13 protein-coding genes are annotated in these 13,772 nt (G+C 45.6%); 11 read left to right on the top strand and 2 right to left on the bottom strand.

Annotated features, from left to right (window positions below; translation table 11 throughout):
- Nucleotides 1-19 precede the first annotated feature (19 nt).
- Nucleotides 20-2,575 (bottom strand): Ig-like domain-containing protein, encoded by a 2,556-nt coding sequence (locus tag QWZ05_RS03090; RefSeq protein ID WP_290296437.1) that lies wholly within the window; start codon nucleotides 2,573-2,575, stop codon nucleotides 20-22.
- A 574-nt stretch (nucleotides 2,576-3,149) separates the two neighbouring features.
- Here QWZ05_RS03090 and QWZ05_RS03085 point away from each other — a divergent pair.
- Nucleotides 3,150-3,509, top strand: coding sequence for a DUF6559 family protein (locus QWZ05_RS03085; protein WP_290296436.1), 360 nt, complete (start codon nucleotides 3,150-3,152; stop codon nucleotides 3,507-3,509).
- Between the two features lie 89 nt (nucleotides 3,510-3,598).
- On the opposite strand, the gene QWZ05_RS03080 is transcribed toward QWZ05_RS03085, so the two are convergent.
- A complete protein-coding gene (locus QWZ05_RS03080) occupies nucleotides 3,599-4,255 on the bottom strand; it encodes a YiaD family glycine zipper/OmpA-like lipoprotein (protein ID WP_264876437.1) in 657 nt (218 codons plus the stop codon).
- 272 nt (nucleotides 4,256-4,527) lie between these two features.
- On the opposite strand from QWZ05_RS03080, the gene QWZ05_RS03075 reads away from it, so the two are divergent.
- The 10 genes from QWZ05_RS03075 to QWZ05_RS03030 all read left to right on the top strand — a co-directional run bounded on the left by QWZ05_RS03075 (nucleotide 4,528) and on the right by QWZ05_RS03030 (nucleotide 13,761).
- Entirely contained in the window at nucleotides 4,528-5,811 is a 1,284-nt protein-coding gene (locus QWZ05_RS03075; protein ID WP_290296434.1) for an anaerobic sulfatase maturase, read from the top strand.
- Nucleotides 5,812-5,956: 145 nt separating this feature from the next.
- Nucleotides 5,957-6,979 carry an HD-GYP domain-containing protein gene (locus tag QWZ05_RS03070; protein WP_264876435.1) on the top strand — a complete coding sequence of 341 codons (1,023 nt, stop codon included), beginning with the start codon at nucleotides 5,957-5,959 and terminating at the stop codon, nucleotides 6,977-6,979.
- Between the two features lie 160 nt (nucleotides 6,980-7,139).
- Nucleotides 7,140-7,904 (top strand): DUF3450 domain-containing protein, encoded by a 765-nt coding sequence (locus tag QWZ05_RS03065; RefSeq protein WP_264876434.1) that lies wholly within the window; start codon nucleotides 7,140-7,142, stop codon nucleotides 7,902-7,904.
- Between the two features lies 1 nt (nucleotide 7,905).
- The gene (locus tag QWZ05_RS03060; protein WP_290296432.1) at nucleotides 7,906-9,261 is read left to right on the top strand and encodes a MotA/TolQ/ExbB proton channel family protein; all 1,356 of its coding nucleotides are present in this window, start codon (nucleotides 7,906-7,908) and stop codon (nucleotides 9,259-9,261) included.
- Nucleotides 9,261-9,818 carry a MotA/TolQ/ExbB proton channel family protein gene (locus QWZ05_RS03055; protein WP_264876432.1) on the top strand — a complete coding sequence of 186 codons (558 nt, stop codon included), beginning with the start codon at nucleotides 9,261-9,263 and terminating at the stop codon, nucleotides 9,816-9,818. Before QWZ05_RS03060 ends, QWZ05_RS03055 begins: the two co-directional genes overlap by 1 nt.
- Nucleotides 9,815-10,219 (top strand): ExbD/TolR family protein, encoded by a 405-nt coding sequence (locus QWZ05_RS03050; protein ID WP_264876431.1) that lies wholly within the window; start codon nucleotides 9,815-9,817, stop codon nucleotides 10,217-10,219. The genes QWZ05_RS03055 and QWZ05_RS03050 overlap by 4 nt, the downstream gene beginning before the upstream one ends.
- Entirely contained in the window at nucleotides 10,219-10,836 is a 618-nt protein-coding gene (locus tag QWZ05_RS03045) for an energy transducer TonB (protein WP_264876430.1), read from the top strand. The genes QWZ05_RS03050 and QWZ05_RS03045 overlap by 1 nt, the downstream gene beginning before the upstream one ends.
- The gene (locus QWZ05_RS03040) at nucleotides 10,833-11,999 is read left to right on the top strand and encodes a tetratricopeptide repeat protein (protein ID WP_264876429.1); all 1,167 of its coding nucleotides are present in this window, start codon (nucleotides 10,833-10,835) and stop codon (nucleotides 11,997-11,999) included. The genes QWZ05_RS03045 and QWZ05_RS03040 overlap by 4 nt, the downstream gene beginning before the upstream one ends.
- 285 nt (nucleotides 12,000-12,284) lie before the next feature.
- Nucleotides 12,285-13,079 carry a transporter substrate-binding domain-containing protein gene (locus tag QWZ05_RS03035; protein WP_290296426.1) on the top strand — a complete coding sequence of 265 codons (795 nt, stop codon included), beginning with the start codon at nucleotides 12,285-12,287 and terminating at the stop codon, nucleotides 13,077-13,079.
- 13 nt (nucleotides 13,080-13,092) lie between these two features.
- The gene (locus QWZ05_RS03030) at nucleotides 13,093-13,761 is read left to right on the top strand and encodes an amino acid ABC transporter permease (RefSeq protein ID WP_290296424.1); all 669 of its coding nucleotides are present in this window, start codon (nucleotides 13,093-13,095) and stop codon (nucleotides 13,759-13,761) included.
- The last annotated feature ends 11 nt before the right edge of the window (nucleotides 13,762-13,772 follow it).

Here is a 13,772-nt window from a genome sequence, read left to right as displayed (position 1 = left end):
TGAGATCTTGAACGCTCGCTTAACGCTCGTTTAGTGCTTTCAAGTGTGCACCCACACCGAGCGAGAATTCGCGGTCGTAGTATTCATCCCAGTTGATAGACCAGTACATGACACCACCAAAGTTTTCATATTTTGATGATGGAACAACCGTGTCACAGCTTGTACCTAAAATCAGACAATTAAGAGCACTATTGGTGTCAGCAACCGTTGCTTGACCACTACCTGCGGCTTTCGCTCCTGATGGTAGACCAATAGAGACTTGACTATCCGGAAGCGGAGCGAAGTATTGACCTGTGGTGCCATAAGCAATATCAAAGCCTTCGACCAACATTTTTTGTGCAGCAACCATCATATCGATGGAGCCTGCAGGAGCTGTACCGCCGTATGGGTGTTCAAGACCGCCATTGTTGTAGAGCTGAACATGAAGCAGGTCTAGCATATCGCGTGTTTCATCGATGATTGGTAGGTAAGCGCCCCAAACGGTTCCTTCAGCGTTACTCACGTAGCCACCCTGAACATATGGATGCTCAGGAGCCATAGTCAGATAAAGATCACGACCAAGATTGTCTTGAATTTCACGTAACGCAACAGGAAGACGTTTTTGGATTTCTGAGCCGTTAACTAGGTTTGAACCACTTTCGTAATCCACGTCTAGACCATCAAAACCCCATTCAACAATAATGTCGGTTAAGCTAGAGACAAACGCTTGTTGAGAGGCATCATCATTCAGCGTAATCGTACCCAGTGCACCACCTAACGACAGCACAATCTTACGACCCTGCGCTTGCAGATCTTGGATGTCTTGTTTGAAGCGGTTAGGGTCGATAGCGGGACAGCCTGCATCACCCGAAAACAGGTTGAAGTAGTTAGTGCCTGGAGATGCTGGGTTGGTATCAGCAAAAGCGATATCAATGACATCCCATTCAGTTGGAATATCGCTTAGATTCATTGGACAAGTAGAGCCGTTAACAAAGTTATGCCAGTAGCCTACGAGTTTATGAGGATTGTCATCAGTTAGCGTTACACTGATCGATACTGAGTTAGTCACTTGCTCCTCGTTATTGGCATCGATCGCTTTTGCTTGTACTTGGTATGTACCTGCCGCTTCTGATGTCCAGTTCGCTTGGAAAGGTTCTTGGTTATCACTAGCCACAACCACGCCATTTACCATGAAATCGACACGGCTTATCTCGGTGTTAAATGAGTCGGCATTAGCTTCCATTGCCACTGCTTTCCCAAGCACATGGTTTGAACCAGCAACGGGCTTAATGAGTTCTACAACTAATGACTGGTCAGTCACAGAGACCGACTGCGCAGCCGTTGCAGTTGTGCCTTCGCTGTCTGTCGCGATAGCAGAGAGTGTGATTGCACCTAAATCAAATGGTGTCCAATCCACATGATATTGCTCATCAACTAAAGTCCCATCGCCGATGAGTTGTTCGTTGGCATAGAACTTCACAGATTCGATAGCAAAATCACCCGCGATTGCGTCGATGATCACTTGCGTTCCAACGCCGCTAAGTAAGGTTTCACCCGCGCCAGGAGAGATGAAGCGTATTTCTGGGGCCGTCCCACAGTCACCTGCGTCTTCCCAAGCTTCTTGCCAATGTAGACCTTCTCCAGGCTCATACGCCCACGCAGCATCTGATGAGCACCAACCAGCGATGTTACAGCGGTATTGATGATCGTTATTAACGACAATATCACCCTGTGCGTAGTGACCACCTACCTGATATTGAGGCAGGGTTTTACAGCTCCCCCCCGGTTGTTGTCCTTCAACAAGGAAATTCACCGTTGCGGATTTGGCTGTCAGTTCATTGAAATCGACCGCTTGAGCGTAAACTTGTTGAGCGCCCTGAACAGCTGTCCATTGGTATTCGAAAGGCTCGTTACTATCACTACCAACAAGAGTATCGTTGATATAAAACTCAACCCGCTCAATACCATTCTCTTGGCTACTGGCATCAGCGGTTAAGGTAACTCTATCACCTTCGTTAAACTGATCTCCATTCGATGGTGACGTCAGTGTTACTTCAGGTGGTAAATCAACATCAGAGTCAATAACCGAAATTGAGACGCTTGATTGCTCTGTCATGCCATCAGCGTTAGTTGCTTTTATGGTAACGATTTTGTTGCCTATCGATTGTGGTGTCCACTCGACAGAAAATGGGGCTTGACTGGTTTGGCCAACGGTTTGTTTATCAACGATGAACTCGACTAAAGTGATTGTAGAGTGTTTACTTTCAACGTTAGCAGCAAGCAAGATTGGATGAGAAACAGTGAACTGGCCGCCTTGTTGTGGCGATGTAATTTCAATTACAGGAGGCTGTGGCTGACCATCACCACATTCACCGACGACCGACCATTCTTGCCACTGACCGGAGTGCAGATCGGGCGCTTGATTCTGGGTCCACCAGTTTGCTTGATACACGATACTCTCATGTTGAACCGCATCACCGCCAAGGTAAATGCTATCTGGTTGCCAAAGTGACAGATCTGAACATTCGTAACTTTGCGCCATAACAGGCAAAGAACATACACTAGTTAAAACCAGTGCAATAGGTGTTTTTTTCACAGCGATTTTCCTTATGTATGATGACCTAAAAATGAGTCAGTCATCAGGGCAGGGACGCCCTTTGTTATTCTTCTTTTATTAGATAGTAAAAATTGGCAGTTAAGAAAGTAGTGAAGTGTGATGTCGGTTCAATCTACTTTCTGGGTGCTGTGAACTGTGCCGCAAATTAAGTTTATTATCTAAAAGTCAGTATTTTAGTTGGTGCTATGTAATGTGCTTTCAGAGCCAAAGTAGCCGGTTTGGCTTTGACCCCAATGGTGTTTAGATGCTCAGATTTTGTTTTGTCTTGAGGGTAAAAATGTTTGATTAGATTAAGTTGAGAGGGTTGGATAATCTAAGCTCTATGCTATTCCAAGCATGTTGCTTGATATTCCGACTTGATGTCATTTGCATTGTATGACTACATTTTTCCTAGTTGTTTTACAGCCAGCGTAACTGCTGGCTTTTTTTTATAATCAAATCGCAATATCGAGGTGGGAGTGTGTGAGGTTTGACACCATTTAACCTAGTTAGCAGGCTGTATTTCTCTGTATCGTCCATTATTATCGATGGAACAGATACGAAGGTTTATGCAATGTTTCGATATATCCAGCGCCGAAGAATAAAAAAGGTCATCAAGTCACTATCTCCCGTATTAATCAAAAGCTATGGAAGTCGTGATTACTTTACCATTGGACAAGTTCAAGTAAGTGCAGAGTCACTCTGTAAGCGTCAAAAGCTGATTGCCTTTGCATTGTATGCAGATCCAAATGATCTTGATTTAGAAAATAACACAGGACTGAAGTTGTTGCGTGACGATGTATCCTTCGATTTTTTCTTAGCGAAAGAGTACAACGCCCGTGATGTTTTGAATCTATTGGGTAACGGAGGGTGGAAAGGCGGAAGGATGCATGACGACTTTTCTCACCGGATGGGGATGCACAGCCGTTATTAAACGTTACACCTAGCTTGAATAATGGTTGAGAGGCTAATCATAATGGTTAGCCTCTTAGGTAAGTCTAATTACAACGTTTTTAGTCGTAATTAATTGATGATTGTCAGCTCAACACGGCGGTTACAAGCACGACCTTCAGGCGTTGCGTTGTCACACATTGGTTTGTGAGGGCCAAAGCCTTGCGTACGAGTACGGTTGTATTCTAGGCCAGAAGACGTTAGCGCTGTTTGCACGCTATTAGCACGTGCTTTTGCAAGCAGTTCGTTCAGCTCAAGAGAGCCCGTAGAATCTGTGTGACCCTCAATTAGTAGATTAGAATCAGGGTAGCGATTCATGACTTTCGCAATGCTATCAAGAGTTGGTTTGATAGAAGGTTGTAGATCGTAGCCGCCTGAGTTAAAGCTGATATCACTTGCGATAATCAACTCAATTCTTTCACCATTACGCTCAATTTGAACGCCAGAGTTCAGAAGCTCTTGGCGAAGCTCAGCTTCTTGCTTGTCCATATTGGAACCGACGAGGGCGCCTGTTGCTCCGCCAGCAGCACAGCCAATCGCAGCGCCTTTACCTTTATTAATGATTGCACCAGCAATCGCACCACCTGCGCAGCCAAGAAGTGCACCTGAAGTTGTACGGTTAGTTTCTTGCTCACCGGTCGCCGCGTTTTGACGAGTTGTCTGACAGCCTGAAAGTAAAAGTGGAAGCGAAAGGGCGGTGACTAGAATGAATTTGTTGCTCTTGTTCATGTGATACTGCTTTTCCATGTCTGCAAGTTAATTGGGGTCAGAGTAAAAACCAAAGATTCAGCTCTGACTCTAGTTATATTTTGTACAGTGTATTTTATTCAGATTTAGCTCAAAAATGAAAGCCTCTTTACCAAAACTGACAGAAATATGTCGCAGTTCACACAAATGGGGTCAGAGTCAATTCAGCTGATTTGGCTCCGACCCCATTAACTTGCTTCGGTTAAACCCTTGCAATAAAGTGGTTATTAAAACACCACAAGGGAAGTGATGTAATGTCTGAAGTAAAGCCAGTGAACAAACCAATACAGCGCCTGAATATAATGACTAAACCTATCGGGTCTAAATGTAATATTGACTGCACTTATTGTTATTACTTGAGTAAGCAAGACTTGCTGGGGCACTCAAAACTGCACGATAATCGATTCTCAGAAGAGATGCTTGAGCACTATATCCAGTCGTATATCGAGCAGCACAACTTCCCAGAAATCATCTTTCACTGGCAGGGCGGAGAACCCACATTACTCGGCGTAAAATTCTTTCGTGATGTGGTGCGATTACAAAAGAAATACTGCCCTAAAGGCGTCACGATAGAAAATAACCTTCAAACCAACGGTATTCTTTTAAATGATGAATGGGGCAAGTTTCTACATAAGAACAACTTCTTAGTTGGGATTAGTATCGATGGCCCAGAGCTTATTCACAATGCGCACCGAACGAATCGAACCGGTCGTGGGACGTTCAAGCAGACAATGAAAGGCATAAAGGTTCTTCATAAGCATAAGGTGAATTTCGCGACGCTTACCTGCGTCAATAATGTATCAGGTGCGAGCCCATTGGAGGTCTATCGCTTTTTGCGTGATGAAGTACGCTCTCCACAAATGCAGTTTATTCCAATCGTCGAACCGAAAAGCTTTAGAGAGATAGCCCCACAGCGCTGGCTGGAAAGAGAGCAACTCTTTCAAGGTATGCCAGAAACAGAACCTAATCATCCTAGCTCTATTGTTGAACCTTGGTGCGTTTCTGCCAATCAGTGGGGAGATTTTTTAATTGAAGTCTTTGATGAGTGGTTTAACAACGACGTCGGTCAAGTACATGTCCCATACTTTGAAGCTTGGATCGAGTCTTGGATGGGGCGAGTGAACCCGTTATGTACGCATAGCCCGATGTGTGGGAAAGGACTAGCGATTGAACACAATGGTGATGTGTTCGCCTGTGACCATTATGTCTATCCTGAATATAAGCTAGGCAATATTAACGACAAAACACTAGAAGAGATGCAATTTTCACCGCAACAAGAACACTTTGGTAAAGCCAAAGAGGGTAGCCTGCCAACCCAGTGCCGCCAGTGTGAATATCAGTTTGCTTGCTTTGGTGAATGCCCGAAAAATCGATTCCTAAAAACATTACAAGGCGAGCCTGGCCTTAACTACCTTTGCGCTGGTTGGAAAAAGTTCTACCAACACGCAGACCCATACATTTCCATGCTGGTGGCTTCGATGGGCTACCCCGTACACAAGTCAATTAATCCTGAAGCAATGAAAATACGCTTCAGTTAATCAACGGGGTCAGAGCCAAATCTGCTGATTTGGCTCTGACCCCAAACGATTTACCCAAAATAATGGAAAAAGTTTCTATACAACTCCTAGACTAATAAGAGCTAAGTAACTGAACCGGCGCACTTAACTGCTATTTGGGGGCACGATGGAAGAAAAGCTAACCGTACTCGTTGTGGATGACACGCCGGAAAACATTGAAGTTCTCGCCGGTGCCCTGGGAAAAGAGTATCGGATTAAAGCGGCAAACAATGGGCATGTCGCGATTAAAATTGCTCAGATGCAACCCGCTCCCGATCTTATTTTGCTCGATATAATGATGCCGGATATGGATGGCTATGAGGTGTGTGAGATACTTAAGAGTCAACCTAATACTGCGCATATACCCATTATTTTTGTTACCGCTAAAATTTCCCCTGAAGATGAAATTCGAGGATTGCAGCTTGGCGCTGTCGATTATATTACCAAGCCAATCACACCGATTGTTGCCTTGCAAAGGGTTAAAACACATCTGGCGCTGGCAAATCGAAAGCGTGAACTCTATATCCAAGTTGAAGAACAAACCCAGGAAATCCGTCAAAGTAAGCTCGAGATGATAGAGCGACTCGGCCGCGCTGCAGAATATAAAGACAATGAAACAGGTATGCACGTTAAACGCATGGCGCACTACTGTTACTTGCTTGCTATTGCTAGCGGTATGAATGAAGAGCAGGCAACCAGACTCAAAAATGCTGCACCCATGCATGATATTGGTAAAATTGGTATCCCAGATGGCATTTTGCTTAAAGAAGGCAAGCTCACGAGTGAAGAGTGGGCGGTGATGAAAACCCATGTCGAGATTGGGGGAGACATTCTTCGCAATCATAGTCATTCAGAATTGCTCAAAATGGCGTATACCATAGCCATGTCGCACCATGAGAAATTTAATGGGCAGGGGTATCCAAAGGGCTTAGCGGGAGAGGATATCCCGCTAGTGGGACGGATTGCTGCAATTGCCGATGTGTTTGATGCATTAACTTCAGAGCGTCCATACAAGCAAGCTTGGTCTGACGACAGAGCATTTGGATTAATTGAAGAAGAAGCGGGAGAACACTTTGACCCAAATCTAGCAGCACTGTTTCTGTCGTTGCGAGAGCAAATCTTAGAGATAAAAGAACGTTTTAAAGACTGAGAATGTAAACCCACGTCTAGGTCTGTTAGTTCTCTGCAAGTCGCGTTGATCTAAAACAGTAAAAAGTAAAATCTTGGTTTGAATTCATAATAACTTCGGGTATTATCTGCGATTAATAATGAGAACCTTTATCATTTGCTATTAAGCCCGAATGTTGACTATGAAACTGATTAAATCTTCACTTGCACTGCTAGTCCTTAGCATTGCGAGTCAGGCGGGGGCCTCGGGCCTAGAAGACGCCACTGCCATTACTGCTAATGCCAATGAGAAATCTGCCGCATCTCAAAAGCGTATCGATAAAAGCTCTGAAGCAACACTAGCGCTTCAATTTGAAGTGGAACAGCTACAGCAAGAGATCCGTAATCTTGAAATCTATCGCGAGCACTTGCGTTCAGTGGTTGCGAACCAAGAAGAAGAGTCGCTAAGCCTAGAAGCGCAAATCGATGAAATTCAAGATACACGTCAAGGCGTGGTGCCATTGATGTATCAAATGATCGCCGCTCTTAAAGAGCATGTCGCGACCGACTTACCTATCCGTCATGAAGCACGCCAAGATCGCGTTGAGAGATTGGAAAGTATGATGTCTCGTGCGGATGTCAGTGATGCTGAAAAATATCGTCGCATTTTAGAGGCCTACTTAATTGAACTCGATTACGGCATTAAGCTGGGTACATACCAAGGTCAAATCGAATTTGAAGGCCAAGCTCTTGAAGTAGATATGCTGTATTTAGGTCGCGTGTCACTGATTGCAAAGAGTGCTAACGGTGCACGTTACTGGTCATGGAATCAGGCGAACCAAGAGTGGTTGCTTGCTGAAAGCAAAATGCATAATGATCTAGAGCAAGCCTTCCGCCTTGCAGATCAACAAATTGCCCCAACACTTTTAACCTTACCTGTGTCGCTGACGAAAGTGGAGACGAAGTAACATGAAATGGACTCCAGTAGTATCAATGTTGGCCCTGTCGTTAACAGCATTTACAGCCAGTGCAAACACTGAGCTTGTTGGCACAGCAAAAACACATGCGATTGAGCAAGCGCAGCATGATCGTAGCCGTGAGTCAGTGTTCAAGCTGACCGAAAAAGAGCTAACGGAATTAAGAGCGAAGCTCAATGCTGAAAAAAGCTCGATTGAGAAAGAGAATAACCAGCTGACCCAAACGTTTAGTGAAAACGAAGATAAGCTTGCTCGTCTAGAAGAGCAGCTACGACTGGAAACAGGTAGCCTAGGTGAAGTGTTTGGTGTTGTGCGTCAAACCGCGAAAGAGCTTGAAGCTGAACTAGACAGTTCAGTCACCGGTGTTGATGCACAAACTGAAAAATCCGTTGTTGCAGAGATCACCGCAGCAACGCGTCTTCCTTCCATGGCGCAGCTTAATGGCCTGTGGAAAGCGCTAGAAGAGCAGATCCAAGCTAGCGGTCAAGTTACACAATCGACAGCACGTTATATTGATGGTGACGGTCAAGTTGTAGAGAAGCCTGTTGCACGTATCGGTGCGATGGGTCTGGTTGATGAGAGTGGTTACGTAAAGTGGGACGGAGCCCGTTCTGAAACGCGTAGTTATGTCAAACAGCCGAGCCAAGTGCCAACGCTAGCAGCCGCACAGCAACTTTCGTCAGGCGAATCGGTTACGATGATTGTCGACCCTTCTCGTGGCGTGTTGCTTGACCAGTTAGCTCTGACTCCTGAGTTGTCGGACCGACTGGCAGCGGGTGGCGTGGTAGGTAAGATTATTCTTGGTCTACTAGCGATTGGTTTGATTATCGCATTAGTACGCGGTGCAAGCTTGCTCATAACACGTCAGAAGATCCAAGCTCAGCTGAAGAATCCGCAGCAACCTCAAGATAATCCACTTGGTCGCGTACTAGCGGTTTATCAACAAGGCAAAGAGCACACAGTGGAAGCGCTTGAACTTCGTTTACTTGAAACAATCGTTGATGAACAAACCAGCCTAGAGCGTGGCCTGTCGATGCTGAAACTGCTTGCTGCTTTAGCGCCAATGTTGGGTCTACTGGGTACAGTAACCGGTATGATTGAGACGTTCCAAGTGATCACCCAGTTTGGTAATGGCGATCCTAAAGTGATGGCAGGTGGTATTTCGATGGCACTTGTGACAACCGTTCTAGGTCTTATTGCAGCGATGCCATTGCTATTGGCTCACAATGTTCTGAGCTCTCAAGCTGAAACTATTCGCAATATACTTGAGAAGCAAGGTATTGGCCTTGTAGCGGCACAAGCTGAAAATGACTGTGTTGTGAAACCAGTGGTGGAGCGCGCGGCATAATGGAATGGCTTCTAACTCTGTTGCCACAAGCATTGTTAAACAGCGATATGACTGTATCGCTGCTTAGCTTCATGCAACAGGGCGGGCAAATACTTTGGTGGTTGGCGGCCATTGTCGCCATCAACGTACTACTGGTGACTGAACGTGTCCTGTATCTTGTCGCGAGCTTTCCCAAGCAACGAGCACACTGGATAGAAGAGTGGCATAAGCGTAGTGACCAGCACTCTTGGTATGCACGCTCAATAAGAGATGGTTGGCTCGCCGAAGCGCACAGCAAAATTTATCAAAACTTGAACTTCATCAAAGTGTTGGTGGCGATCTGCCCAATGTTGGGTTTGCTTGGAACCGTGACCGGTATGATCTCAGTGTTTGATGTGATGGCGACTCAGGGCAGCAGCGATCCTAAATTGATGGCATCCGGTATCTCTTTGGCCACATTGCCAACCATGGCTGGAATGGTAGCGGCATTAACCGGAATGTTCCTTCACGCACGTTTATTCAAAGCCTGCCAAAAACGCGAAATTAAACTAGAAAAATCATTAAGGAGTCGTCAATGAGACTTGGAAGACGACAAACAAGGCAAGACGAGGCACAAGTTGATTTGACCTCGATGCTGGATATTGTATTTATCATGTTGATCTTCTTCATCGTGACAAGCTCGTTTGTACGAGAGTCAGGTGTCGAGGTCAACAGACCACAAGCGTCAAATGTCGTGAGTCAAAAAGATGCGGGTATCTTCGTCGCGATTACCTCTTCAAACGATATCTATATCGATAAACGCATGGTAGATGTTGAGCGTGTTGAAGCGACGTTAGAGCACTTGCTACTTGATAAGCCAGATGCATCGCTCGTGATTCAGGCCGATGAGCACGCCTATAACGGCACTGTGGTTAAGGTCATGGATGCAGCAAAAGGTGCTGGCGTAGCAAATATTGCACTGGCTGCGGAGAATCCGTAATGGGACGTCTGATATTGGCTGGCCCTCCGGCTCTGCTAATAACATTAAGCATTTTCATGTTTATGTCATGGATGGTGGATACCAGCCATCGTAAAAGCCCAGAGGCCTCTGAGGGGGTGAGCTTTAACATGGTGATGGTAGAAAACGACCAAGATGTGCAGCGCCGTAAACGTTCAGCGCCGGAAAAACCAGAAACACCAGAGATGCCTGAAGAGACACCAATGGCACAAGCCGATGATTTGGTCTCAAATCTAAACGCAATGGAGCAGCCATCACTTAACCTAGACACGAGTGTGTCAGGCCTAGCGATCAGCGCACCATCGTTTGGTGATTTTTCAGTCAACCAACAGGTGATGCCTCTGTATCGTGTTGAACCCCGTTATCCAGCTCAAGCTTTGCGTCGTAAAATGGAAGGTTACGTTGTCATGAAGTTTACGATTGATCCAACGGGTAAACCGACAGACATCGAAGTAGTTGAAGCAGAGCCAAGACGAGTATTTGAGCGTGAAGCTATACGAGCCTTGAATAATTGGAAGTATCAACCAAAAGTTGAGAATGGCACCGCAGTCTCACAACCAGGGCAGACGGTTAAATTGGAGTTTCAGTTAGAGCAATGATCAAACGAATCCTAATCGTTGGTTTGCTAGCAGCAACGCAAGCGATCACTCAAGTTTCGGTGGCTCAAGAGTTATCTCAATACTCAGCGACACGTGTTATGCGTGCCAATGAGCTGTCTCAAGATGAGAAGTTGAATGAGGCGATAACGCTTCTCGAGAGTATTGATAGCTCGAGAGATTACGACAAAGCCTTTATCGCTCGAATGCTCGGTGTATTCTATTGGCAAGATGGCCAATCAGATAATGCCATCAAGCAAATTAGCTATGCAGTAGACTCAGGTTTGCTCAAAGATGACCAAGCGTGGAGCACTGAAAAGATGCTCGCAGACTTGCTTCTGAGCAACGAAGACTACAAGCAAGCATTAAAGCATTACTACACATTGAGTGAGAGCGCGCCGGACAGTGCCGCGAAGCAAGATATTTATCTACGTATTGCACAGTCACACTATCAAGATCAAGACTGGAAGCCGACACTCACAGCACTGACTGAGTTGCATAAGCTGCAGAAACCCGATGTCAGCACCTTATCACTGAGACTTGGCGCTGAGCTTCAACTTGAGCGCTGGAAATCAGCGATTCCAACTCTAGAGCATCTGATTGATCTAGAGCCGAAAGAAGTGAAGTGGTGGCGTCAGTTAGCAGGACTTCAGCTGAGAGTTAAAGATGAAAAGGGTGCACTAGCGACGCTTGCTCTGGCCAAGCATCAACGACTGGATTTGACTCAAAAAGAGTTACACTTATTAGCTCAACTCTATGCCAAACGTGGTGTGCCAGAAAAGGCTGCGCGCCTGATCGCTCAGCTTGAAGGGGCAAACACCGATGTGAAACTGCTTCGTGAGCAAGCCAGTTATTGGCAACAGGCAAAAGAGTGGGATAAATCAGTACACATCTGGTTAGCCGCAGCGAAATATGAACCAGATTACCACTGGAATGCTGCTCAGATCTTACTTCAACAGCAAAGATATCAGCAGACACTTCGAACGCTAGACAAAGTTCCAGGTCGAGCAGAGCAGGTGGCACTCGCCAAGACGCGTGCCTATTACAAGCTAAACAACCTTGAAGAAGCCATCATTCAGGCCAAGAAAGCCGATAGCATCAAAGTGACTAATCAGTCTCAGAGCTGGATTAAATACCTAGAGCAACTTAGGCGTGCTCACAGCTAATTAATCTGTTTTATAAAAAGGGGTCAGAGCCAATTCGCCCGAATTGGCTCTGACCCCTTTTTTGTTTGGTTACATTTTGTTACGTTCGTTTCTTTGGCGCACCATCTTTGGTTCAATTGCACCATTTAGACTCACCTTTGGTGCGGTTTAATCTCGCCAGTCATTCAAATTTTACCTTAAGGTGTTGATATAAAACGATTATAAATTTCCTGAATAGTTGGCGCGTTCGTTGCAGCACTAGATTCAGTTGTTTCAAACGTTTCATTATTTATAGGGAGATATACTATGAAATTATTCTCAGCAGTATCCGCCGTTATTCTTTCACTGGGCTTGTCATTGGGTGCATCGAATGCAGAAGCAAACCAGCTTGAATCTGTGCAAAAAAATGGTGTTCTTAAAGTTGCTGTACCTCAAGATTTTCCACCGTTTGGCTCTGTAGGCCGCGATCTTAAGCCGCAAGGCTATGACATCGACATGGCGGAACATTTAGCGAAAGAGCTAAACGTTAAGCTAGAGCTTGTACCTGTAACCAGTGCTAACCGAATCCCTTATCTGCAAACAGGTAAAGTCGATTTAGTTATCTCAAGCATGGGTAAGAACCCCGAGCGTGAGCGTGCTATTGACTTCACACAAGCGTATGCACCGTTTTATCTTGGTGTCTTCGGCGCGGAAGGTGAAGTGGTTAGCTCAGCGGAAGACCTAAGCGGTAAAACGATTGGTGTTACACGCGGCTCAGTAGAGGACTTGAACCTAACGGATATCGCACCAAAAGATACCACTATTCGTCGCTTCGAAGACAACAATGCCACACTTTCTTCTTACCTTTCTGGTCAAGTTAGTCTTATTGCAACGGGTAACCTTGTTGTGACAGAAATTGCGACACGTTATCCAAGCAAGGCGCCTGAGACTAAGTTCTTACTGAAAAACTCGCCGTGTTTTGTTGGCGTGAAGAAAGGAGAAGAAGCGCTAGTTGAAGAGATCAACCGTCTAATCACTGAAGCAAAACAGGCGGGTGTGCTAGAAGAAATGTCACAAAAATGGCTGAAAGCGCCATTCCCAGCTGACCTTGAAGATGCTTAAGTAGGAGCATTGAATGAACTATCAGTTATCATTCTCTGAGCTGATGCCATACCTGCCACAGTTTGTGGCAGGTTTATGGGTAACCGTTGAGCTCACGTTGATCACGACCTTCCTTGGTCTATTCCTTGGCACTGTATGCGCTGGTGCGAAAACTAGCCAAGTGCGTTGGCTGCGTATTATATGTCGCTGCTATGTGGAAGTGATTCGAAACACCCCGTTTATTGTTCAGTTGTTCTTCATCTTCTTTGGTCTACCGGCGTTGGGTATCAAGCTATCAGCATGGCAAGCCGGTGCGATTGCTATGGTAATCAACCTCGGTGCTTACTCTGCAGAAATTATCCGTGCAGGCATCGAAGCGACTCCAAAAGGGCAGTGGGAAGCAGGGAAAACACTGGGTCTGACCCGCATGCAGATATTCACGCGCATTGTGTTACCACCTGCTTATCAGCGTGTTTATCCTGCGCTTGTCAGTCAAAGCATTATCGTGATGTTGGGCTCCGCCGTTGTATCGCAAATTTCAGTTGAAGATCTAACATTTGCCGCCAACTTTGTTCAATCTCGCAGCTTCTTAAGCTTTGAATCCTACATTCTGACCGCCGTTATCTACTTGGTGCTAGCGATGGTGATGCGTCAAATGTTTGAACTGTTGCGCCGCGTAGCGTTTAAGAACCCAGCTTTATAGGAGTGACCAAA

This window comes from Vibrio agarivorans (assembly GCF_030409635.1).
GTDB classification, from domain to species: Bacteria; Pseudomonadota; Gammaproteobacteria; order Enterobacterales; family Vibrionaceae; genus Vibrio; species Vibrio agarivorans.
This window is presented reverse-complemented; position numbering and strand designations above follow the sequence as displayed.

What these genes read in the sequence shown, in the direction of transcription:
- QWZ05_RS03085 (WP_290296436.1), top strand. Translation starts at nt 3,150, where the DNA reads ATGTTTCGATATATCCAGCGCCGAAGAATAAAAAAGGTCATCAAGTCA.
- QWZ05_RS03080 (WP_264876437.1), bottom strand. Translation starts at nt 4,255, where the DNA reads ATGAACAAGAGCAACAAATTCATTCTAGTCACCGCCCTTTCGCTTCCA.
- QWZ05_RS03075 (WP_290296434.1), top strand. Translation starts at nt 4,528, where the DNA reads ATGTCTGAAGTAAAGCCAGTGAACAAACCAATACAGCGCCTGAATATA.
- QWZ05_RS03070 (WP_264876435.1), top strand. Translation starts at nt 5,957, where the DNA reads ATGGAAGAAAAGCTAACCGTACTCGTTGTGGATGACACGCCGGAAAAC.
- QWZ05_RS03065 (WP_264876434.1), top strand. Translation starts at nt 7,140, where the DNA reads ATGAAACTGATTAAATCTTCACTTGCACTGCTAGTCCTTAGCATTGCG.
- QWZ05_RS03060 (WP_290296432.1), top strand. Translation starts at nt 7,906, where the DNA reads ATGAAATGGACTCCAGTAGTATCAATGTTGGCCCTGTCGTTAACAGCA.
- QWZ05_RS03055 (WP_264876432.1), top strand. Translation starts at nt 9,261, where the DNA reads ATGGAATGGCTTCTAACTCTGTTGCCACAAGCATTGTTAAACAGCGAT.
- QWZ05_RS03050 (WP_264876431.1), top strand. Translation starts at nt 9,815, where the DNA reads ATGAGACTTGGAAGACGACAAACAAGGCAAGACGAGGCACAAGTTGAT.
- QWZ05_RS03045 (WP_264876430.1), top strand. Translation starts at nt 10,219, where the DNA reads ATGGGACGTCTGATATTGGCTGGCCCTCCGGCTCTGCTAATAACATTA.
- QWZ05_RS03040 (WP_264876429.1), top strand. Translation starts at nt 10,833, where the DNA reads ATGATCAAACGAATCCTAATCGTTGGTTTGCTAGCAGCAACGCAAGCG.
- QWZ05_RS03035 (WP_290296426.1), top strand. Translation starts at nt 12,285, where the DNA reads ATGAAATTATTCTCAGCAGTATCCGCCGTTATTCTTTCACTGGGCTTG.
- QWZ05_RS03030 (WP_290296424.1), top strand. Translation starts at nt 13,093, where the DNA reads ATGAACTATCAGTTATCATTCTCTGAGCTGATGCCATACCTGCCACAG.